The organism is Bradyrhizobium sp. UFLA05-89 (assembly GCF_059803475.1).
Genome location: NZ_JBANBA010000039.1, coordinates 1 through 21,929, shown reverse-complemented (window position 1 = coordinate 21,929; position 21,929 = coordinate 1). Strand labels below are relative to the sequence as shown.

Annotated in this window: 18 protein-coding genes, 2 tRNA genes and 1 pseudogene; 6 read left to right on the top strand and 15 right to left on the bottom strand. The window is 62.6% G+C overall.

Features of this window, described 5'->3' with window-relative positions; all coding sequences use genetic code 11:
- Window positions 1-28 precede the first annotated feature (28 nt).
- On the bottom strand, window positions 29-385 hold the full coding sequence (locus tag SO139_RS21225; protein WP_449378946.1) for a cupin domain-containing protein: 357 nt from the start codon (window positions 383-385) through the stop codon (window positions 29-31).
- A gap of 12 nt (window positions 386-397) precedes the next feature.
- Window positions 398-1,321 carry a 2-hydroxyacid dehydrogenase gene (locus SO139_RS21220; RefSeq protein WP_449378947.1) on the bottom strand — a complete coding sequence of 308 codons (924 nt, stop codon included), beginning with the start codon at window positions 1,319-1,321 and terminating at the stop codon, window positions 398-400.
- Window positions 1,322-1,646: 325 nt separating this feature from the next.
- Between SO139_RS21220 and SO139_RS21215 the strand changes: the two genes are divergently transcribed.
- The gene (locus tag SO139_RS21215) at window positions 1,647-2,525 is read left to right on the top strand and encodes a GNAT family N-acetyltransferase (protein WP_449378948.1); all 879 of its coding nucleotides are present in this window, start codon (window positions 1,647-1,649) and stop codon (window positions 2,523-2,525) included.
- A gap of 600 nt (window positions 2,526-3,125) precedes the next feature.
- Here SO139_RS21215 and SO139_RS21210 read toward each other — a convergent pair.
- Window positions 3,126-3,276 (bottom strand) — tRNA-Lys (locus tag SO139_RS21210).
- 198 nt (window positions 3,277-3,474) lie between these two features.
- Here SO139_RS21210 and SO139_RS21205 point away from each other — a divergent pair.
- Together SO139_RS21205 and SO139_RS21200 are read left to right on the top strand one after the other, a co-directional pair.
- Window positions 3,475-4,284 carry a hypothetical protein gene (locus SO139_RS21205; protein WP_474799136.1) on the top strand — a complete coding sequence of 270 codons (810 nt, stop codon included), beginning with the start codon at window positions 3,475-3,477 and terminating at the stop codon, window positions 4,282-4,284.
- 31 nt (window positions 4,285-4,315) lie between these two features.
- Window positions 4,316-4,547, top strand: a pseudogene (locus SO139_RS21200) (IS5/IS1182 family transposase); the annotation flags it as partial.
- Between the two features lie 271 nt (window positions 4,548-4,818).
- On the opposite strand, the gene SO139_RS21195 reads toward SO139_RS21200, so the two are convergent.
- The 5 genes from SO139_RS21195 to SO139_RS21175 all read right to left on the bottom strand — a co-directional run bounded on the left by SO139_RS21195 (window position 4,819) and on the right by SO139_RS21175 (window position 10,190).
- Window positions 4,819-4,894 (bottom strand) — tRNA-Lys (locus SO139_RS21195).
- A gap of 166 nt (window positions 4,895-5,060) precedes the next feature.
- Window positions 5,061-5,642, bottom strand: a complete 582-nt coding sequence (locus SO139_RS21190; RefSeq protein WP_449378950.1) for a Spy/CpxP family protein refolding chaperone — start codon at window positions 5,640-5,642, stop codon at window positions 5,061-5,063.
- A 233-nt stretch (window positions 5,643-5,875) separates the two neighbouring features.
- Complete coding sequence (locus tag SO139_RS21185) at window positions 5,876-6,877, bottom strand: TRAP transporter substrate-binding protein (RefSeq protein ID WP_449378951.1); 1,002 nt, start codon at window positions 6,875-6,877, stop codon at window positions 5,876-5,878.
- Window positions 6,878-7,090: 213 nt separating this feature from the next.
- On the bottom strand, window positions 7,091-8,653 hold the full coding sequence (locus SO139_RS21180) for a 2-isopropylmalate synthase (protein ID WP_449378952.1): 1,563 nt from the start codon (window positions 8,651-8,653) through the stop codon (window positions 7,091-7,093).
- A gap of 445 nt (window positions 8,654-9,098) precedes the next feature.
- Entirely contained in the window at window positions 9,099-10,190 is a 1,092-nt protein-coding gene (locus SO139_RS21175) for a hypothetical protein (protein WP_449378953.1), read from the bottom strand.
- A 198-nt stretch (window positions 10,191-10,388) separates the two neighbouring features.
- Between SO139_RS21175 and SO139_RS21170 the strand changes: the two genes are divergently transcribed.
- A complete protein-coding gene (locus SO139_RS21170) occupies window positions 10,389-10,628 on the top strand; it encodes a hypothetical protein (protein WP_449378954.1) in 240 nt (79 codons plus the stop codon).
- Between the two features lie 29 nt (window positions 10,629-10,657).
- Here SO139_RS21170 and SO139_RS21165 read toward each other — a convergent pair whose 3' ends face one another.
- The 7 genes from SO139_RS21165 to SO139_RS21135 all read right to left on the bottom strand — a co-directional run bounded on the left by SO139_RS21165 (window position 10,658) and on the right by SO139_RS21135 (window position 18,952).
- Entirely contained in the window at window positions 10,658-11,971 is a 1,314-nt protein-coding gene (locus SO139_RS21165) for a solute carrier family 23 protein (RefSeq protein ID WP_449378955.1), read from the bottom strand.
- 82 nt (window positions 11,972-12,053) lie between these two features.
- Window positions 12,054-12,890 carry an SDR family oxidoreductase gene (locus SO139_RS21160; protein ID WP_449379006.1) on the bottom strand — a complete coding sequence of 279 codons (837 nt, stop codon included), beginning with the start codon at window positions 12,888-12,890 and terminating at the stop codon, window positions 12,054-12,056.
- Between the two features lie 118 nt (window positions 12,891-13,008).
- Complete coding sequence (locus tag SO139_RS21155; protein WP_449378956.1) at window positions 13,009-13,956, bottom strand: ABC transporter substrate-binding protein; 948 nt, start codon at window positions 13,954-13,956, stop codon at window positions 13,009-13,011.
- Window positions 13,957-14,054: 98 nt separating this feature from the next.
- On the bottom strand, window positions 14,055-15,095 hold the full coding sequence (locus SO139_RS21150) for an ABC transporter permease subunit (RefSeq protein WP_449378957.1): 1,041 nt from the start codon (window positions 15,093-15,095) through the stop codon (window positions 14,055-14,057).
- Complete coding sequence (locus tag SO139_RS21145; protein WP_449378958.1) at window positions 15,088-16,611, bottom strand: sugar ABC transporter ATP-binding protein; 1,524 nt, start codon at window positions 16,609-16,611, stop codon at window positions 15,088-15,090. Before SO139_RS21145 ends, SO139_RS21150 begins: the two co-directional genes overlap by 8 nt.
- A 140-nt stretch (window positions 16,612-16,751) precedes the next feature.
- Complete coding sequence (gene xylB, locus SO139_RS21140; protein WP_449378959.1) at window positions 16,752-18,197, bottom strand: xylulokinase; 1,446 nt, start codon at window positions 18,195-18,197, stop codon at window positions 16,752-16,754.
- 38 nt (window positions 18,198-18,235) lie between these two features.
- Window positions 18,236-18,952 (bottom strand): GntR family transcriptional regulator, encoded by a 717-nt coding sequence (locus SO139_RS21135; RefSeq protein WP_449378960.1) that lies wholly within the window; start codon window positions 18,950-18,952, stop codon window positions 18,236-18,238.
- Between the two features lie 172 nt (window positions 18,953-19,124).
- Between SO139_RS21135 and SO139_RS21130 the strand changes: the two genes are divergently transcribed.
- Window positions 19,125-20,759 carry a sugar ABC transporter ATP-binding protein gene (locus SO139_RS21130; protein WP_449378961.1) on the top strand — a complete coding sequence of 545 codons (1,635 nt, stop codon included), beginning with the start codon at window positions 19,125-19,127 and terminating at the stop codon, window positions 20,757-20,759.
- Window positions 20,756-21,929, top strand: a 1,174-nt coding sequence (locus tag SO139_RS21125) for an ABC transporter permease (RefSeq protein WP_498540542.1), incomplete at its 3' end; no start/stop codon positions are given. The genes SO139_RS21130 and SO139_RS21125, both read left to right, overlap by 4 nt.

Here is a 21,929-nt window from a genome sequence, read left to right as displayed (position 1 = left end):
GCTTGATCGTGCTGCCCTCAGCGTCGTCTCAGTCATAATGGCAGACGTAGATTTTCCGCACGGTCTCGATCGTGCGCCAGACCCCGACGAAGCCGGGCTTCATCACAAAACTGTCGCCGGCACGGTAGGTCTTCGTCTCGCCACCCTTCTCCTCGATTTCGATGAGGCCCGAGAGGATGTGGCAGAACTCGAAGGTGGTGCCCTTGATGGAATGGGTCTCGCCCGGTGTTGCTTCCCAGACGCCGGTCAGCACCTTCTCGCCTTTCGAGGCGTCCTGGGCCCAAGTCTTGAAGGATGGATCGCCAGAGATGAGCCGTTCCGGCGCAGGTAAGGCGTTCTTCGGTGCGAAGTCCGGATTGGTGTCGATGGTGACCAGAAGTGACATGGCATTTTCCTGCTAGTAGCCGAGTGTTCGATCGACGAGGCCGATCGGGTTTCGTCCGGCGCGGTGGCGCCGAATGTTTTCTATGACGGATTGTGCTGCCGTATGCGGTTGAGTCACGGACGCGATATGCGGCGTGACGATCACCTTCGGATGGGACCAGAGCGGATGGCTTTCCGGCAGCGGCTCGGGATAGGTCACGTCAAGCATGGCTGCTGTCAGACGCCCGCTGTCGAGCGCCTCGATGAGTGCGCTCTGGTCAAGCTGCGGACCACGGCCGACGTGCAGCAGCTTCGCTCCCGCCGGCAGAAGCGAGAAGAGCCTTGCGTTCAGGATGCCGCTTGTTTGCTCCGTCAGCGGCAGAAGACAGACCAGGATATCCGTTCCTCGCAGGAAGTAGCCAAGCTGATCGTCGCCATGAAAGCAGGTAACCCCTTCGAACGCCTTTTTGCTGCGGCTCCATGCGGCAAGCGGAAATTGAAAAGGCCTCAAGCGGTCGATTACAGCTTGCGCCAGCATGCCAAGCCCCAGAAAGCCAACACGCCGATCAGTCGCCTGGGACGATGCTAGCGCCTGCCAAACGCCCCGTCTCTGCTGCTCCCGATACGCGAGCATCTCGCGATGCAGCGTCAGCACGCCGAGGACGACGTATTCCTGCATCATGCGAACGATGCCATCCTCCACCATGCGCACGACCTTCACGTGGCCGGGTATGGCCTCCGGCCTGAACTGATCGACACCGGCGCCGATGGAAAAGAGCACTTCCAGATTACAAAAACGCGAGAGATCGTCGGGCACGTTCCAGGTCAGCAGGTACCGCACCTTTCCCGGGTCGAAACTCTCGCTGCAATGATGGAATTCCAGATCGGGGAGCTCGCGCGCAAAGACCTCGCGGAAGACTGCCGCCCTCGCAGCATCGGAATTAAACAAAAATGCCATCGCTACACGCCTCTGCCTTGCCTGGCGTGTCGACGACGCCGGGAAAAGCGACTAGCCTCGCAACACGTCCTTGAGCATCCACAGCGACTCACTCTGCCTGCGCAGTTTGCCTGATATCGCGAGGGTAGCTGCGAGCCGGAGCTTTCCCTGCCGAATTGCGCGGCGAGACAAGCCGAAGATTTCGAAAAGAAGGCCCAAACAGGGGAAACCTGCCGAGTTTCCGTGCGATAGTGCGGCGAAATACTCCCGCTGCCCTATTGTGGCGGGAGAGAAAAGGCGCGATGCGCGAGAGACTGGCATCCCGCGAAGGAACGGACGGGTCGAGATGGGACGAACGGTACGCGTGAAGTCCTTCGAACTGGCTGCGAAAGACATCAACGACGTTGATGTGACGCTGCTCCACGCCCTCTCGACCGGGGTTGGCTGGCCCCATCGGCCCAAGGATTGGGATTTCTTGCGCCGCGCAGGTCATGGGATCGTAGCCGTTGATGGCATCGGACGGGTCTTCGGCAGCGCGATGTGGTTTCCACATGGCCGCGATTTCGCGACCATTGGCTTGGTGATCACATCGCCCCGAACCCAGGCTCAGGGCACCGGCCGCTGGCTCATGGAGCAGGTGTTCGAGCGGTGTGACGACCGGAATTTGACTCTCAATTCGACCGACGCGGCGTACCACCTCTATCTTTCCCTGGGCTTCACGAAGGAAGCCACCGTGTTTCAGTGGCAAGGAGAGGTCGTGTCACCACCGCCACCGGTGCCGACTCTCGACGGCGAATTGAGCTCGCCGTCTGCCGAGAATTTCAAAGAGATCGCAGCACTGGATGAACGCGCGTTCGGAACCAACCGCCAGAGACTGCTTGCATTGCTTTCCGAAAGCGCGTCAATCTGCGTCTTGCGCCGCGGCGGAGCGACCGTCGGGTACTCCATGAAGCGCGAATTCGGGCGCGGCCACGTGATCGGGCCCATCGTCGCCAGCAATGATTGTGACGCGATCCATCTCACGGCCATGCATCTCAAGGATCTCGCCGGAAGGTTCGCCCGCGTGGATACGCGGGAGCAGACGGGTCTGTTTGCCGACTTTCTTCAACAGAGCCGCCTCGGGATGAACGACACAGTCACGACCATGTCCAAGGGACGGCGATTCCTGAACCGAAAGGAAAACGAGCCGTGGGTCTACGGATTGGCCGGTCACGCCTTGAGCTGAAGCTCTGAAGCATCGGACGGAGAAGGGCTCAAGCGACAGGCAAACTGTTTCCAGGTCCCATGAGGATTCTATCGCTGCCAGCCTTGGCGTGCATTCGGCCCAATCGACGAATTTAAGCGCGCAAAATCGTAGTTTGGCGTGCCAAATCGCACAAATGGCGGAGAGAGTGGGAGTCAAACACACGATTCAGATTGTGGTGCTGAATTTCAGCCAACTAGCCACCCGCCGTTAGGTTCGGAGCGCACGCAACGACGGCCGAAGCTCGCCCTCGATGGATTTTTCTTGATCCGTGCACACGTTGGGCACACGCCGTCTTCCGGTTGTAAGTCTTGAAGTCTGCTCCAATCCATGACCGGACGGATTTGTGTCCTGCGGCGAGCTCTCCGGCACCTGGCCCAATAGTTCGCCTCAATATCCTATTCTACGATGTGCGGATTTTCTTTCTGTACTCAGGTCACCGACGCATGCATCTTGCCCAGAAGAAAGGCGCAAAGACCACCCTCGGCTTTGAATAGGATCGAGACTGAAAGATCAGCTCGATAGCCGCTGACCACTTGTCGGAATGGCCGCCTCGCAAGCTACCTAAGCTATTGAAAAGCTTGGTGGGCGCACCAGGGCTCGAACCTGGGACCCGCTGATTAAGAGTCAGTCATTTAGATAGATATTTCAATGACTTAAATGTAAAGCTTGGCATTAGCAGGCCGATACAAATCAATTGCTTACAGCAGAATTGTAAATCGCAATGCGGCCCGCAATTGGCCTTTTGGCGCCTGCAAACGGTTCTACCCGAGGTTATCGTTTTCAATGGACTTGGGTGAACCATTTTGCGGAATCCCTAGGGTCGAGCTGGGTCGCGCTTGAGGATGCGCACCTCACGCACGAGCGTGACGCAGTGCGAGAATCGCAGCACCAGCTGAATAAGTTCAATGCGGCAGCATGAAGGCAGCGCATGAAAATTGACCGAGATGCCACGGTTGGAGGCCAACCTGCCAAGCTAGTGCGCGACCTCCTGGCCGATGCCACTAACTCCGATGGCTTTCATTCCGATTTAGTCGATGAGCACATATTGAAGGCATGGTGGCGCTCGACCATCGACACGTTGATTGAGGAAGGCAAGATCGATCGTCAAAATCGCGGCCAGGCTCTACGCAATTGGACCATGGCACGGGATCGCGAAAAGATTTTCGGAGTGCGTTTGCCCAATGCGCCAGATCTCCCGGCTCAGACGCGCAATTTGATTGAAGCACTTCTGGCTCGCGATCTGATTCGCGAAGACGATCGGAAAAGCGACGGCCGCATCGTCTATCGCATTACGGACAAGGGCCACGCGACCGGGATGAAAACTCTTGCTCCCCGGATGACCCGCTCCACTGCCGAGGCCCTACTTCAGAAGACGCTTGAGCGCATCGCTAAGATCAACAATGACCCTGAGCTGCTCCACTACGTCACTGAAGTTCGTGTATTCGGCTCCTATCTCACCGACACTGACGACCTCGGTGATCTTGACCTAGCGATCAAGCTCGAGCGGAGGCGGGTCAAAGGTGAGTGGGTCAAGGCCTGCCACGATCTCGCGGACAAGAGTGGCAAGACGTTGAGTTTCTTTCAGAGATTGACTTACCCAGAGACCGAAATACGCCGCCGGATCAAGAACCGTTTGCCGCGCATCTCTTTGCACGAAACCAGCGAGCTTGACGAGAATCCGGAGATGGGCGGCAGAACTGTGTACACCTTCGCGGCGCCTGATAGATCAGATCAGTAATGAGTCTCGTGGCAATCATCACGCGCCACCGAGAGGCGAGTTGCCACCCGTCATCCGACGCATGAAGGCCGAAGGTCATCTCGGCCGCCGCTACCTCAAAGGCCGCACTGGTGACGCCGCCAACGCCTCCTCTCAGCCGTCGGCCACAACTTCCGCCTTCTCGCCTCGCTGAGAACTTTTGGGCCTGTTCCTGGGTGGGCCTGTTCCTGGGATTGCTATCGCGAACGCTCACAAGTCCTGCGCAGGTCAATCCGTCTTCTTAACGGACGACCCAATTCTGGTTCTGCAGCAAGACGTACCTCCGGGGATTGTCCGTTTTGCTCGCCCTAGCATCCTATTCTACGACGAGCACGTAATCGACCTGTGCCATTGGATCCGCGCGCTGTATCAAATGGGATGAAGATACAGAAACAAGGAAGGATAAGTCGCACCGCAATCCGGCCCGCGACGTCCGACTACAAAAACCGTCGCACGAGACCCGTTTTGTTCTCGGCGACCACTCTCGTAATTTACTGAAAAAGAGGGGTTTTTGTTTGGTGGGCGCACCAGGGCTCGAACCTGGGACCCGCTGATTAAGAGTCAGCTGCTCTACCAACTGAGCTATGCGCCCGAAAGGCGGCTAACGCCTTGCGAGGCCGGTCGTTTAGCAAAGCGATCCTGGGAAGGCAAGCGATGTGGACGAGGTTTTCCAAGGCTTCGTCCGATTTCCGGGAAAAGCAAAAAGCCGCCGGATTCCAGCGGCTTCGTGCGCATTTATCCGGGGAATCCCGGTCCTCTTACAGGCGTCCGCCGTCCCGATCCGGCCCGCCATCCCGGTCGCCGCCGTGGAAGCGGTCCATGCCGCGGTCCATCATGCGATCCATGCCGCGCTCCATGAAGCGGTGGTGCCAGCCGCCTTCGCCGCCGAACGGGCCCTGGTGGCGGGTCAGGACGGCCAGACGCCGCTTCTGACCCTCATCCAGGGTCTTGTAGAGGGGATCGGCGGCATCGGCGATCTTCTTCAGCGCCGCGGACGTCGCGCCCATGTCGTCAGCGCGCTGGCGCAGGCGGGCGACCGGATCATCCGTCCTGTCGGCATCGCCCGGGCCAGCGTTCATTCGCGCATTGGCGCGATCGATGCGTAGCTTGGCGAAGTCGCGCACGGCGGCCTCGACAGGCGGCCACAGCTTCTCCTGGTCGGCATTCAGCTTCAAGCCGGCATGCACCGCCGCGATGCGCGCATCGACCAAGGCGGCACGATCTTCCGGATTCATGCGCATGTGACGCATGTGGTCGGAGAAGCGATGATATTGCGCGTAGACAGCGCCGGAGCCGGCGATGCTGAGCACCGCGATAGCGGCGATGGCGAACTTCCTCATACGAACCTCCTCTTCCAAGGTTCCCTGAAGATGGGCGCCATTTGCACCGTGTTCAACTTACAACTTCGATAGAGAGGCCAGTCTTACCAAGATGTAATCAAGACATATCCAAACACCGCATTGCAAACACCGCTTCCATTGTCGCAGTTTGAAATCATTCGCAACAATGGTCGCCAAACGAATGAAGGGCTTCCGCGGCGCACGCGGAAGCCCTTCTATAATCGCAGGCTATCTCAGTTCGTCGCGCTCTTCGCTTCCTTCTGGAATTCGTCGATGAGCGGCTGGCCGACGCGGCTCGCGGCATCCTTGTAGACCGGCTCCATCGCCTTGCGCATCGCCTCGTCCTGTTCCGGCGTCAGCGCAATGATCTCGTTCTTGCCGCTCTTCTTGATCTCGGCGAGCGCATCGTCATTCTCCTTCTGCGACTGCGCGTTGTTGAAATCGGTCGCTTCCTTCATCGCCTTGGCAAGCTGGTCGCGGACATCGGTTGGCAGGTCGTCCCAGAACTTCTTGTTCACGATCACGACGTAGCCGATGTAGCCGTGATTGGTCTGGGTGATGAACTTCTGCACCTCGTGCATTTTCTGGGTGTAGATGTTGGACCAGGTATTCTCCTGCCCGTCGACGACGCCGGTCTGGAGTGCTTGATAGACCTCGGAGAACGCCATCACCTGCGGCAGCGATCCCAGCGCCTTGAACTGAGCCTGGAGCACGCGCGAGGACTGGATACGAAATTTCACGCCCTGATAGTCGGCCGGCGTGATCAGCTTCTTGTTGGCACTCATCTGCTTGAAGCCGTTATCCCAATAGGCAAGGCCGGTGATGCCCTTGGCGTCCAGCAGCTTGAGCAGTTTTGCGCCGAGCGGACCCTCCGTCACTTTCCGCAGCGTCTTCAGGTCAGGGAGGATGTAGGGCAGATCGAACACCTCGAACTCGCGGATGCCGAGCGGGCCGAACTTGGAGTTCGACGGCGCCAGCATCTGCACGCTGCCGAGCTGGAGCGCCTCGAGCTCTTCCTTGTCCTTGTAGAGCGTCGAGTTCGGATAGACCTCGACCTTCACCTTGCCGCCGGTATATTTCTCGGCAAGCTCCTTGAACTTCTCGGCCGCCTTGCCCTTCGGCGTATCGGTCGCGACGACGTGGCTGAACTTGATGACGATCGGGTCGGCGGCTGCCGAACCGGCAAGCCCCAGAACCAAAGCCGCGACGGATGCCGCGATCGCGAAGGTGCGCATGATGTCTCCCTTGTTATTGTTTGGGCCGCCCGGTGCGCGGGCGGCCCATCCTTGTGCTGGCTGCATCAATACAGGCCGGCGCACACCGGTGCTATTGGCCGTTAGCAGGGCAGGTATTCGGCGTCATTCCGGGGCAGTTCGAAGAGCCGAACCCGGAATCTCGGGATTCCGGGTTCGTGCTTCGCACGCCCCGGAATGACAAGCCAACGTTCGTCAGCTCGCCGCTGCCGTCTGCACCGTATCGCGCTGGCGCTTCATGACGATCTTATTGAGCGCGCCGAGATAGGCCTTGGCGGAGGCCACCAGCGTGTCCGGATCCGCCGCGCGTGCCGTCATTGATCGGCCGTCATGGGACAGACGGACCGATACTTCGGCCTGCGCGTCGGTGCCTTCGGTGACTGCGTGAACCTGGTACAATTCGAGCTTGGCCTCGTGCGGCACCAGCGCCTTGATGCAGTTGAAGACGGCATCGACCGGACCGTTGCCCTCGGCTTCCTCGATCCTGGTCTGGCCGTCGACATCGAGCTTCATGGTCGCGCGCTGCGGACCATGGGTGCCCGCGATCACGGTCAGCGAGGTCAGCTTGATGCGGTCGTGGGAGGCCGCCATTTCCTCGTCGACCAGCGCCTCGATGTCCTCGTCGTAGATGTCCTTCTTGCGGTCGGCCAGCGCCTTCATCCGCGCAAATGCATCTTCCAGCTGGTTCGGGCCGAGCTTGTAGCCCATCTCCTCCAGCTTGTGCACGAAGGCGTGGCGGCCGGAATGCTTGCCGAGAACCAGCGAGGACTGCTTCAGGCCGACCATCTCCGGCCGCATGATTTCGTAGGTCGAGGCATCCTTCAGCACGCCGTCCTGATGGATGCCGCTCTCATGCGCGAACGCGTTCCGGCCGACGATCGCCTTGTTGTACTGCACCGGGAACGAGGTCGCCGCAGACACCACCTTCGAGGCGCGGGTGAGCTGCGTGGTGTCGATCTTGTTCCAGTACGGGAATTTGTCGTTGCGCACGTTGATCGCCATCACGATCTCCTCGAGTGCGGCGTTGCCAGCGCGCTCGCCGATGCCGTTGATGGTGCACTCGACCTGACGCGCGCCGCCGACGACGCCGGCCAGCGAATTCGCAACGGCCATGCCGAGGTCGTTGTGGCAGTGCACTGAGAACACCGCCTTGTCCGAGTTCGGCACGCGCTCGATGAGCGTCTTCATGAAGTGGGTGTACTCATCGGGCGTGGTGTAGCCAACGGTGTCGGGGATGTTCACCGTGGTGGCGCCGGCCTTGATGACGGCCTCGACGATGCGGCAGAGAAAGTCCATCTCGCTGCGGGTGCCGTCCTCAGCCGACCATTCGACGTCGTCGATCAGATTGCGGGCGCGTGCGACCATGGCGACCGACGTCTCGATCACCTGCTCCGGCGTCTTATTCAACTTCACCCGCATATGCAGCGGCGAGGTCGCGATCACGGTGTGGACGCGGCCGCGCTTTGCAAATTTCACTGCTTCGGCGCAACGATCGATGTCGGCCGGATGCGCGCGCGACAACCCGGCGATGACGGCATTCTTGGAGCGGCGGGCGATCTCGCTGACCGCCTGGAAGTCGCCTTCGGAGGTGATGGGGAAGCCGGCTTCGATCACGTCGACGCCCATATCGTCGAGCAGCTCCGCAACTTCGAGCTTCTCCTCGAACGTCATGGTCGCGCCGGGGCACTGCTCGCCGTCGCGCAGCGTGGTGTCGAAAATAATGACGCGGTCCTTCTCGGACTTGTTCACGGGGGCCATTTCGAAATTTCCTTTAAGGTGGTGCGCCCTTCGATTGGCTCGAGCGCTTGAGGTGTCCGGTGATCTCGTACAACCCCTGAGTGCCCAGGCGCGTTTCGCCCAGCCGGCCCTCAGGGGCAGGTAAGAAGGAGCTCGCCAAGAAGGAGGGTGGGCAGGATCGCGGACCGGGACGCGGCGGTGCCGACGGCCAGAGCCGCCTCCCCCGAGATCCCATTTTTTTGGCCGCGAATCAGCATTGCCAGACCCTTTGAGCCACAAATCCTCGGCCAAAACCGTTGACGGTTCATTGCCGGGAGGCCCGTTGAGGCGTTTCTAGACGAGAAATGGCTGAAACTGCAACGCCAAAAGATGGTCAGGATAACTGACCTGATTGGAGCCTGACCTTGCCCTCGCCGGCTCCGCAGGCGAATGGAGCGAGCTGGCGGAGAAGATGCGGTGGATGCCCTCACCGCGCCCGCACGCGTTCGAACTCCGCCTGCGCCCGCGCGAACTTCTGATTGAACAGCCACATCGCATCGAGGATTTCACGGAAGCTCGCTGACGTTCTTGCCCTGTCTGCGCGTCCATAGGCAAAGATGCTGTTGTTGCGTAAGTATTTCATGACCGTCGGGTCAGAGACTCGGCTCCGAAGTAAGTTGCCCGACTTCAGCGCGGCTCGCGTCGCCGTCGGGATGATCTGGATGAGTTCGAAGAATTTCATCTGGTCGATCGGGTCCGGCAGCGTCTTGGCGATATCGGGGATCGCCGCGAAGAGATCCGCGTGGGCGTTCATGAGGCCGTCACGCACCGCGGTCCAGTGGTTGAGCCGATGGTCGAGGCTGACGCGCGCCTCCTCCTTGTCGTCGCGCGCGATCAGTTTCGGATCAAGTGAGGCGATGGACGGCCTGATCGCTTGCCATCGCTTCCGGCCATTGCGGTCTTCGGACGGGCCGGTCTGAAAGCTGCCGATATAGGTGTTGGAGCGCCCATTGCCGACATTCTGCTTGCCGTTGGTCTCGGCGAAGAACAGCCCCAGGCTGATACGGCCGGCCGCGTCCGCCCCCTTCGTATCCAATCCTTTCGCGCGCGCGATCGCAGTACCGAGATCGACGACGTCCTTGAATGGCGTCGGTGAGGCCTGCGCATTCGCGGGCGGCGCCTCCATGACGTCGAAAAGATTTCTGTACTCGTCGATCAGCGGTTCGATATCAGCGTCGAAATACGCCGCTGGAACCTCGTATTTGTTGGGCCGTCCGATCCGCGACGGAAGTACATCGGTGAGATCCTTGTAAGTGCTCATGACGTCGACGCGCGCCAGGTAAAGGGCTTGTCCCGGCAGGTTCGGAAGCGGCTCGTGCGCGTCGATCTGGCGGCGTCGCTGGCTGAGGATCGCCTTGAAGTCACTCAACGCCCGATTGTAGGCCTCGAGCGCTCCTGACTGCTTCGCGGTAAGCGCGGCTGGCTGCGCGTGCGCCGATGAGCCGACATTCACGACCCCACTCAAGGCGATTGCAACGGCAAGCGCCACGCTTGCGATGATATGGCGTCTCGCTTCCATGTCCGTCTTCAGCTCACGCGCTCAGCCTGTTGGCTTAATCGTAGTCATTGGGAACAAGGCCTTGAAGCGCCACCTCACGACAAGTGTCAGATGTTTGCAACACTGCAAACCTATTTGATCGGCGCCACAATCGCGCCGCAGGAATTTCCAAATCGAAAACGCAAGGTACGCCGGTGAATGCAACATCAGGGGACACTGATGCAAAAACTGCGGGCGATCGACGGCGATGCGGAGCGGGTCGGCTTCACCTTCTCATTTCAGATAGCGGATGGCGGCAAGCGGCGGGCCTGCTGTGTCAGGGTCGACGCCCCGAACTTCCACGACGCATCAGCGCTGTTCCGCGAGCGGTGGCCCGCCATCGAATCGGTGGCGCGCGACAGCATCAGATCCACGGATAGCGGCGACGGCGTCATCGCGCTCGAGCTACCTGTGGCCTGATGAAATCCGCACATCACGGCTTCCGCTGATCAGTTGCCCGCGTCCTTTGTGGCCAAAATCTGGTAGAGGATGATCGCGCCGAAGGTCGCAGTGCCGATGCCGCCCATCGTGAATGCGCCAAACTTCAGCGTGAGATCGCCGGCACCGGCAGTGAGCGCAACGGCGACCGTGATCAGGTTGCGCGGATTGGAGAAGTCGACCTTGTTCTCGACCCAGATTCGCCCGGCCATCGCCGCGATCAGACCGAACAGGACGATCGACAGGCCGCCGATCACGGGACCCGGGATCGACAGAATCAGCGCGCCGAATTTCGGCGAGAAGCCGAGCAGGATCGATACTATCGAGGTCACCGCGAAAAGCATCGTCGAATAGACCTTCGTCGCCGCCATGACGCCGATGTTTTCGGCATAGGTGGTGACGCCGGTGCCCCCGCCGCAGGCGGAGACGATCGTGGCAAGGCTGTCGCCGAGGAACGCGCGGCCGAGATAGCCATCCAGGCTTCGGCCGGTCATCACGCCAATGGCTTTGATGTGGCCGAGATTCTCGGCAACCAGGATGATCGCGACGGGCGCGATCAGGAAGATCGCGTCGGCATGGAAGGTCGGCGTCGTGAATTTGGGCAGGCCTATCCAGGGCGCAGCGGCGAGTTGAGTGAAGTCGACCGGTTTGCCGAGACCCAGGCCATTGGCAAGCAAGAGATAAAGGAGATAGCCGCCAACGGCACCAACGATGATCGGCAGCCGCCGCCACAATCCCGGGGCTGCGACCGCGGTCAGGCCGATGATCAGGACGGTCAAAAGTCCGACCCAGGTGTCGAACGCGCCTGCGCTCACGGCCTTCACAGCCACAGGCGCGAGATTGAGACCAATCGCGGCGACCACCGCACCAGTGACGACCGGCGGCATCAGACGCTCGACCCAGCCGACGCCGGCCCACATCACGATCAGCGCGATGATGCCATAGAGCGCGCCAGCGCCGACGATGCCGCCGAGCGCAACGTCGATATTGGGATTCGGTCCCTGCCCGGAATAGCCGGTCGCAGCGATGACGACGGCGATGAAGGCGAAGCTGGAGCCGAGATAGCTCGGCACACGTCCGGCTACGACCACGAAGAAGATCAGCGTGCCGACGCCGGAAAAGAACAGTGCGAGATTTGGGTCGAACCCCATCAGCAACGGCGCGATGATCGTGGCTCCCGACATCGCGACGCCGTGCTGGAGGCTGGCGATGATCGTCTGGCCCCAGGGCAGCCGTTCCTCGGGCAGGATCACGCCCGAGGTCTTCAGCTTCCAGCGTGGAAAGTAGCCGCTACCTTGCTCGTTAGAGCCCGTGGCCGTCGACATGATCCCCCTCCCCGATTGCCGCTTGTGTCACGCGCTGGCGCGCCCTTCGGGTTGACGCGGAGTGTAGCAGACGTCGGGAGTTCTAGCTCGCCCAGTTCTCGCGGAATTCCCCAAACAGCGTAATACCCCCGCAGGCGTAGATGGTCTGACCGGTGATGTAGCTCGACTCGTCCGAGGCGAGGAAGGCGAACACCGCGGCGATCTCGTCGGCCGTTCCAACCCGGCCGAGCGGGATGTGACTCTCGACGTCCGCGCGCTTTTTCGTATCCCCGGTCCAGGCTGCGTTGATCGGCGTGTCGATCGCGCCCGGCCCGACGGCGTTGACGCGAATGCCGCGGCCGGCAAATTCGAGCGCGAGCGTGCGGGTCAGATTCGCCATGCCGCCCTTGCTGATCGAATAGGCGAGATAGCCGGGCTTTGGAACGATCTGATGCACGCTCGAGCAGTTGACGATGGTACCGCCGCCTCCCCGGCTCACGAAATGCGCCAGCGCCTTCTGCGCGCAGAGCACGGCGCCGTTGAGATTGACGTCGATGATGCGCCGATAGGCCTCGATGTCGAGCGCCTCGCTCGGCGATTCCTTCTGGAAGCCGGCATTGTTGACGAGGCAATCGAGCCGCCGCCAGCGCGACAGCACCGTTTCAAACATCCGCGTGATGTCCGCCTCGACAGCGACATTGGCCTGAATGACGACATGATCCCGGTCGCCATGGCCGCGCTCGCGCGAGGCCGCCTGTGCAAGCGCAAGCGTGTTCTCCGCATCCGTACGGTGTTCCAGATAGTTGATGGCAACGGTCGCCCCTTCCTGCGCGAAGCGAACGGCGATCGCACGCCCGATCCCTTGGGACGCGCCGGTTATAAGTGCATATCGTCCAACGAGGCGGGATGCGAACGAGGTCGATGAATCGGATTGCTGCATAGGCGACGCACTCATGGGGGTTCTGTCGAACGGCACATGCCGCCGATCACAAACGCCTCCCGTCTTGCAGCGTTCCAGCGCCGCCCGCAAGGGGCGGCGCCGGCAAAGGCGATGCCGCTTACTGCGTGCGATCCGAGGTCCAGCCCTTGTAGTCGGCGACGTTGTCGCGCGTCACGAGCTTCGACGGCAGCAGTTCGACGGTCGAGGCGGGCTTCTGCCCGCCCAGGATGCCGACGCCGACCTGCACGGCACGGCGTGCCATGAAGAACGGATCCTGCGAGGCCGAAGCCTGGATCTGCGGCGACTGCGGATCTTTCAGCGCGGCCTCGATGTCGGGGGCGCCGTCGACGGCGGTGATGATGATGCCGGAGCGGCTCTGCTGGCGCGCGGCCAGATCAGTGCCGATCGCCTGCGGATCGTTGATCGCGAAGATGGCATCGATCTTCGGGAAGCGGGTCAGGTAGCCTTGCGCCACTGTGAGGCCACCTTCGCGCGAGCCCTTGCCGTCCTGGTCGCTGGACAGAACCTTGATGCCGGGGTTCTTGCCGAACACGGTCTTGCAACCGTTGACGCGGTCGATCACCGCGGAGACCTGCGGCCCGTTCTCGATGATCACGTCGCCTTTGCCGCCGAGCTTGTCGACGATGTACTGGCAGGAGATCTCGCCGGCCTGGACGTTGTTCGTGGTCACCGTGGCGTCGGCGCCTTCTGCCGCGGTATCGACCGCGACGACGATGATGCCGGCGGCCTGCGCTTTCTTGATTGCCGGGCCGATCGCCTTGGGATCGCCGGGGTTCAACAGGATCAGATCGACGCCGGCGGCGATGAAGTTGTCGATCTGGGTCACCTGCTTGCCGAGATCGTATTCGAAGCCGACGGTCGTGACCTTGACGTTGGGATTGGTTTTCTTGGCTTCGAACTCGGCGCCCTTCGACAGCGCGACGAAAAACGGGTTGCCGAGTGAACCGAGCGAGACGCCGATGGATTTGAGCTCCTTCGCCTGCAGCGGCGTGGAGCTCAGGGCAAGCGCCACGGCGGCGCTGGTAAGCGAGATCGTCTTCAACATTGGCTTCCTCCCTGGTCTGATTTGATGTCCCGCGCGGCTGACCAGTTGCCGCAACGGAGTTCCACAGCGCGAGTGGCCGTGCCTTCGCGCACCGATCGTCAGGTGCGCGCCGAGCCTTGAAGGCGGTAACGATCGAGCGCGACGGCGCCGATGATCACCAGTCCCTTGATGACGTATTGCCAGATGTCGGATACGCCGACCAGGATCAGGCCGTTCGACAGCACGGCGATGATCAGCGCGCCGACCAGCGTTCCCCAGATCGAGCCGATGCCGCCGACGAAGGAGGTGCCGCCGAGGATCACGGCCGTGATCGCATCGAGCTCGTAGCTTTGTCCGAGCTGCAAGCCGTTGGCTGCATAGAGCCGCGCCGCCTGCATCGCACCGCCAAGGCCGGCAAACAGTCCCGATACCCCGTAGACGAAGATCAGCACCGCCCAGACCTTGATGCCGGCAAGCCGCGCCGCGCTTTCATTGCCGCCGACCGCGTAGATATGCACGCCGAGCACGGTTCGGCGCAACACCAGCCAGGAAACGAGGATCACGAGCAGCGCAATCACCGATAGCCAGGGAATCGAGATCACGCCGGGAATGAGAGTAAGCGAGCCGTTGCCGATGAAGGCATAGGGAATGGAAGGGTTGAACACGGTGGTGTCGGCGCCGAGCAGGCGCGCCAGACCGCGCACGGCGGTGAGCGAGCCGAGCGTAACGATGAAGGGTGGCAGTCGCAGCAGCGCGATCAGCGCGCCATTGACGACGCCGAAGCCGAGCCCGGTGAGAACGGCGGCCGGCAGCCACAGCGCCCCGAGCTCGGGCAGTTTTGACAGGGTCAGCCCGGCCATCGCGGAGGCCGCCAGGATCGAGCCGACCGACAGGTCGATGCCGCCGGTGAGGATGACGAAGGTCATGCCCGCCGCCAGCACGGTGTTGACCGCGGCCTGCTGCAGCACGATGCCGAGATTTTGGCCAGTGAAGAAACGGCCGTCCGACAGGTAATGAAAGCCGGCGCACAGCAGCAGCAGCACCGGCAGCATGCCGGCCGCCTGGATCAGGAGCCTGACCCGCTGGCGTTTCGTCTCCTGGGCAGCGGCAAGTCCGTTTGCCGTGGCCGCCTTTGTTGGTGAAGATCCCTGATCAGGCATCGAGGTGCTCCATCCCCGTCGCAAGTGCCATGATATCCTCCTCGGTCAGCGGCTGTGTCGCGGTTCGCCTGATCTCGCCTTCGACGTGCCCCAGTCGCATCACGATGACGCGGTCGCAGATGCCGATAATCTCGGGCAGATCGGACGAGATGATGAGGATCGCCGTGCCAGCCTTGGCGAGATTGTCGATGATCGAATAGATTTCGGACTTGGCCCCGACGTCGACGCCGCGCGTCGGCTCATCGAGGATCAGGACTTTGGGGCCGATTGCAAGCAGCCGCGAGAGCAGCACCTTCTGCTGATTTCCGCCGGACAGTCCGCCCGCGGGGACGCCGGCGTTGGCGGCGCGGATGCTTAAGCCCGCGAAAGCCCTGTCGGCGCGCTCACGCGCCTTGTCGCGATCGAGGAACCAGCCGAGCTTCGCATCGCGCCCAAGCACGGCAAGGTTAATGTTATCCTGGCACGACATGTCCAGGAACAGGCCGAGCGCCTTGCGGTCCTCGGTGAGGTAGGCGATGCCGGCCTCGAGCGCCTCGCCGGGTGTGCGGATGTCGATTGGCTGGCCTTCGAGTTCGACACGGCCGGAAATCTTCGGCGCGGCGCCGATGATCAGATGTGCAAGTTCGGTGCGGCCTGCGCCGATCAGGCCGGCCAGTCCCACGACCTCGCCCGCATGCACGGTCAGCGAACAGCCCTTGACGCGCTGCCCGTCGGACATATCGGTCGCGGTGAGTACCGGATGCCCCTTTCCAGCCTCGGGATCGTGGTCCTTCTTGTAGAAAGACGAGACGTCGCGCCCGACCATCATGCGGACGATGCTGTCGGCGCGGATGTCAGACTTGTCGAGCGAGCCGACCAGACGTCCGTCACGGAGCACCGTGACGCGATCGCCGAGCGCATAGACCTCGTCCATACGATGCGAGATATAGATGATGGCAAGCCCTTCGGCGCGCAGTTGCCGGACCAGCGCGAACAGCCGCTCGCTCTCGCCGGCCGACAGCGCGGTCGTCGGCTCATCCATGATCAGGATTTTGGAACGCGCGTGCAGCGCACGCGCGATCTCGACCAGCTGGCGCTGGCCCATGGAAAGATGTGCCACCAGCGTCGACGGGGTGAAGTCGGCGCCCAGCCGCTCCAGGATCGGGCCGACACCGACGCGCATGTCGCTGCGCGCGAGCAATCCAGAACGTGAGACCTCGCGGCCGAGATAAATATTCTCCGCGACGGTCAAGTTGGGGGCCAAGGACAGTTCCTGATAGATGATCGAGATGCCGGCAGCGCGGCCGCCGAGCGGGCCTTCGATCCGTACCGGCTTGCCCTCGATGCGGATCTCGCCGCCGGGATCGGGCCGGTAGGCACCCGATAAAATTTTCATCAGGGTTGATTTTCCGGCACCGTTCTCGCCCATCAGGGCGTGGACCTCGCCCGCATAGACGGTAAGGTCAACGGCGCGCAGCGCCTTGATACCGAAGAAGGATTTGGAGACCCCGCGCATCTCGAGGATCGGATCGTTCATCGTGCCTCCCGGCGCACAATGCGTTTCCCACCCGCGTCTCTTTCGTTGTTAGCGCGGTTCGACCATTAAACAAAAGGCGGCGGCGCAGGGCAATACCGAACCGACAATATCGAAGAGGTGCACATGCGGAACGCACGACGCTAATGGTGCGGCCGGTACAGCTCGCGCCATGCGGGCAGACGTTCGGCGTAGGCATCGGCGAGCGCCCGCTCGGGTTCAAAAGTCTCGACGCGCCGCGGCGACGTGCAGACGGCTGCGATCGCCTCGCCGGTGACAGCAAGGCGCCCCAATCTCGCCGCACCGAACGCGGCGCCGGTCTCGCCTGCTGCAAAGCGGTGGATCGGAATATTCAGCACGTTCGCCAGCACGGCGAGCCAGAAAGCGGACCGCGAGCCGCCGCCAATCACATCGGCCTCCGAAACTACGAGGCCGGCAGCCGCGAGCGCATCGCGGCAATCGGCCAGCGCAAACGCGACGCCTTCAAGAACCGCCTGCACGATATCAGCGCGATCGGTGCCGTGGCTCAGACCATCGAGCATGCCGCGCACATTGGGGTCGTCATGCGGCGTCCGCTCACCGGCAAGGTAAGGCAGGAAACTTATCGGCGACGGTGCCTGCGGGCATGCACCGAGCGGCGCCAGCAGCTCGGCCTCCGGGGCGCCGAGTAGCCGCGCCATCCAGGCAAGGCAGGACGCGGCCGACAGGATCGCGCCGGCCTGAATCCACATCGCGGGGATCGCATGCGCGAAGGTATGCACCACGCGATCCGGGTTCGCGGCAATCCTGTCGGTCGGCGTCAACAGCGCGCCGGATGTGCCCAGCGAGATGAACGCGGTTCCCGGACGGATCGCGCCGATGCCGACCGCACCGGCCGGGTTGTCGCCGGCACCCCCTGCGATCATCGGCCGTTTCACCATGCCCCAGCGTTCGCTGAGCTCGCGCGTCAGGCGCACCGATGGCGCACAGCCTTCGACCAGCCGCGGCATGTGCGCGCGTGACAGGCCCGTTGCGGCAAGGCCCTCATCCGACCAGGCGCGCCGCGCGACGTCGAGCCACAGCGATCCCGAGGCGTCAGAAACGTCCTCGATCGCCTCGCCCGTCAGCACCAGGCGCAGATAGGCCTTCGGCAGCAGCACGAGTTTTGTCGCCGCAAAGATCTCGGGCTCGTTCGCCGCGATCCACAAAAGCTTCGGCGCGGTGAAGCCGGGCATCGCCTTGTTGCCGGTCGTGGCGCGCAAGGTCGGCCAGCGCTCTTCAAGTTGACGGCACTCGGCTGCAGAGCGGCCATCATTCCAGAGAATGCAGGGGCGGAGCGGCTCGAGATTCGCGTCGAGCAGCGTGGCGCCATGCATCTGGCCGGACAGGCCGATGCCCTCGACCGCGGCCAGCTCGCGCGGATGATCCGCCTTCAGCTCATCCAACGTCGCAAACGCCGCCTCGATCCATTTCCGCGGATCCTGCTCGGAATAACCGGGTCGCGGCGAGGCCGTCGCGAGCGACCGGCTCGCGCTTGCGATCACGTGCTGGGTGTCGTCGACGAGGACCGTCTTGACCGCGGAGGTGCCGAGATCGATTCCGAGATACATGATGCTTTCGCCTGACGCGATGACGGCCGGTTAGACCTCTACTCGTCGAAAAAGCCGGGATGCTTGGCGACAAAGGATTGCAGCTCGCGCGAGACGCGGTCAAGATGATCCGCCATCTCACGCCTGGCCTGATCCGGCTTGTGGGCGGCAATCGCGCGATAGATCGCTTCGTGCTCGCGGAACGTCCCCTCGGGCCGCCCGGGCTCGGGAAGCAGAGTCCTGCGTACGCGCTCAAGATGAGTGCGGATCGGATCAAGCACCTCGCCAACCCGCGCAAGATTCAAGGTTTCGGTCATCTGGCGATGAAACCTGGTGTCGAGTTCATGAAAGCCTCCAAGATCACCGCTGGCGATGGCGGCTTTCTGATAGGCGAGATTCTGACCAAGCGCCGCGATCGCCTCGTCCGACATGTCGGCGGCACAGACCTCGACGACCTCCACCTCCAGCGCGCGACGCATCAGCATCCATTGCCGCACATCCTCAAGGTGAATCCGCGCGACATAGGAGCCGCGCTGCGGCTCGACCACGACGAGGCCTTCGAAGGCAAGCCGGTTGATCGCAGTCGTGATCGACAGCCGCGACACGTCGAAGGTCGCGCACCACTCATTCTTGTCGATTGGTGTTTCGGGCGCGAGTTGTCCCGATACGATCGCGCGCTTCAACGCGAGGTACGCCTGATCGACTTTCGACCCGCCTGCCCTGCGCCCTCGCGCTGCAACAGTTCCGCCGCCCCTGAACCCGCCGATTGAATGCATGCTTTGATCCCAGGCTGATTTTCACTTTTTCGGTTGGCGAAGTCCAATTGCGCGGACGAAGGCTTGACGAACGACGACTGATATAACTAGCATATCAGCAAAACAACAACCATCACCCCCTGCGGCTCAATGTTGGTCAAAGACTGAAGAGTCGGGGCTGGGAGGAGCAGCAATGGAAGCACGCGTCGGTGCTCTCGGAGCGCAGGATGAATCACGCGCGTCCTCCCGCGTGATCGAGCTTGGCGCTCGCGCCGGCGCGCCGAGCGGTCACGTCGCTCTCTCCGCCGAACAGGTCTCCAAGTCCTTCGCTGGAGTGAAGGCTCTCCACAATGTCGACTTCGATCTGCGCCCCGGCGAAGTGCACGCACTGATGGGCGAGAACGGCGCCGGCAAGAGCACTCTGATGAAGATCCTCGCCGGCGTGCACACGAGCTATGACGGCACCATTCAGGTCGAGGGCCAGGCGATGTCGTTCGCCGGCGTGCGCGACGCCGAGGAAGCCGGCGTCGCGATCATCCACCAGGAGCTCAATCTCGTCCCCGAGCTGAGCGTGGCCGACAACATCTTTCTTGGTCGCGAGCCACTGATCGCGGGCCTGCTGATCGATCGCCGCCGCATGGTCGAGGCGGCCGAGCGCCTGCTGGCCCGGCTGGGCGTGAGGCTCGACGCGGAGAGTCGCGTTGCCGACTTGCGTGTCGGCGAGCAGCAGCTGGTGGAAATCGCCAAGGCGCTGTCGCTCGATGCCCGTATCCTCATCATGGACGAGCCGACCTCGGCGCTGTCGTCGTCGGAATGCGAGACGCTGTTCAAGATCGTGCAACAGCTCGCAGCCGAGGGCGTCGCGGTCATCTACACCTCGCACCGCATCGAGGAGGTGCTCGAGCTCGCCGACCGCGTCACCGTGCTGCGCGACGGCAGGCGGGTGGTCACGGCCCCAATCGGCGAATTGTCGCGCGGCGCGATCATCTCGGCGATGGTCGGCCGCGACATGGCCGCAAGCGACCGCGGTGCGGCGGCGGCGGATGGCGCGGTCATCCTGTCGGTCAAGGACTTGACGCTCGACACGCTCAGTCCGCGCGGATGGCGCCGGATGCTGCACGGCGTCAGCTTCGAGCTCAGGCGCGGCGAGATTTTGGGTATCGGCGGCCTGCTCGGCTCCGGACGGACCGAGATTCTGGAATCCATCTTCGGCGTCGCGCGCGGCTGGTGCGGCGGCACCATCACGATCGACGATGAGACCGCCGACATCAACGCGCCGGCGGATGCCTATCGCCTCGGCCTTGCGCTCGTCAGCGAGGATCGCAAGGAGCGCGGCCTGCACCTTGCCGCCTCGATCTGCGACAACATCGCGCTGCCGTCGATCGGGGTATTGTCGCAATTCGGCCTGCGCTCCTTCGCACGCGAACGTGCATTGGCTCGCGAGATGGTCGGCCGGTTGTCGGTCCGCTGCACCGGCATTGGACAGGCGGCCGCAACGCTGTCGGGCGGCAACCAGCAGAAGGTCGTGATCGGCAAGTGGCTCGCCACCGAGCCGCGCATTCTGCTGCTCGACGAGCCAACCCGCGGCATCGACATCGGCGCGAAGCAGGAAATCTATCGCCTGATCTTCGATCTCGCCGCACAGGGCCTCGGCATCATCGTGGTGACCTCGGAAATGCCCGAACTTCTCTTGTTGTCCGACCGCATCCTCGTGATGTGCGAGGGACGGCAGACCGGCCTCCTGACGCGCGAGAATGCGACGCAGGAGGCGGTGATGCGCCTTGCCGCACCGGGCATGGCGGCGTGGTCGCAGGAAGAAGCATCATGAAGGCACTCAAACTCCTCTCGCAAACCAAGCTCTATTGGGGGTTGCTATTGATCTGCCTGATCGGCGCCCTCACCTCGCCGCACACCTCGTCCGGCAACAACATCTTCCTGTCCTACGGCAATCTCACCGACGTGCTCCGTCAGGTCTCGATCACCGGACTGGTCGCAACCGGCATGACCATGGTCATCCTGCTCGGTGGCATCGATCTGTCAGTCGGCTCCGTCATGGGTTTTTCGACGGTGATATGCGCAATGCTGCTCACCAAGCCGGGCTGGACGGCGGCCTCGGCGCTGGGCGTGCCGGCGGCCGTGCTCGTCTGCGGCGCGGCCGCCGCGCTGGCTGCGCGCTTCATATTCGCAGGCCTTGCCCGCGGCCGCGATGTCGGCGCCGGGCGGCGCCGCGACATCGCGCTGTCGCGCTGGCACAGCGTCGGCATTCCCACGCTGCTCGGCCTGATCGTCGCGATCGCGATCGCGTGGTGGACCGCGAGCCAGGTGGCCGGCAAGTTCGGCGTGCTCGGCGTGCTCCTGGTGGCGCCTTGCCTCGCATTGCTACTCGGAGCCCTCAACGGGCTCCTGATCGTCGCCGGCCGGATGCAGCCCTTCATCGTGACGCTCGCGATGATGGTCAGCGCACTCGGCATCGCACGATTGACCGCCGGATCGGACAATGCCGTTGTGCCGGTCTACACCGGCACGAACGCCACCGAGGCCTTCGAGCTGCTGCGCTCGATGCTCTGGGGCGTGCTGCCGGTGCCGAGCGTCTTCTTCCTGGCGGCGATCGTCCTGTTCGGCGCGATCCTGCGTTTCACGACGTTCGGCCGCTATGCGTATGCGATCGGCGGGAACGTCGAGGCTGCCAAGCTCTCGGGCATCAAGGTCGCCCAGGTCCAGCTTACGGCCTATCTTCTGTCCGGACTGCTCGCCGGAATCGCCGGCGTGCTGTTCGTCGCACAATACAGGCAAGGCAAGCCCGATGCCGGCGCAGGCCTCGAGCTCGACGCGATCGCTGCGGTGGTGATCGGCGGCACCAGCCTGATGGGCGGTCGTGGCGGCCTCGCCGGCACCTTCGTCGGCGTCCTGATCTTCGGGCTCCTGTCGGACATTCTTCAGCTTCAGAATATCGACTCCAACGTCCAGCTCCTGATGAAGGGCCTGATCATCGTCTGCA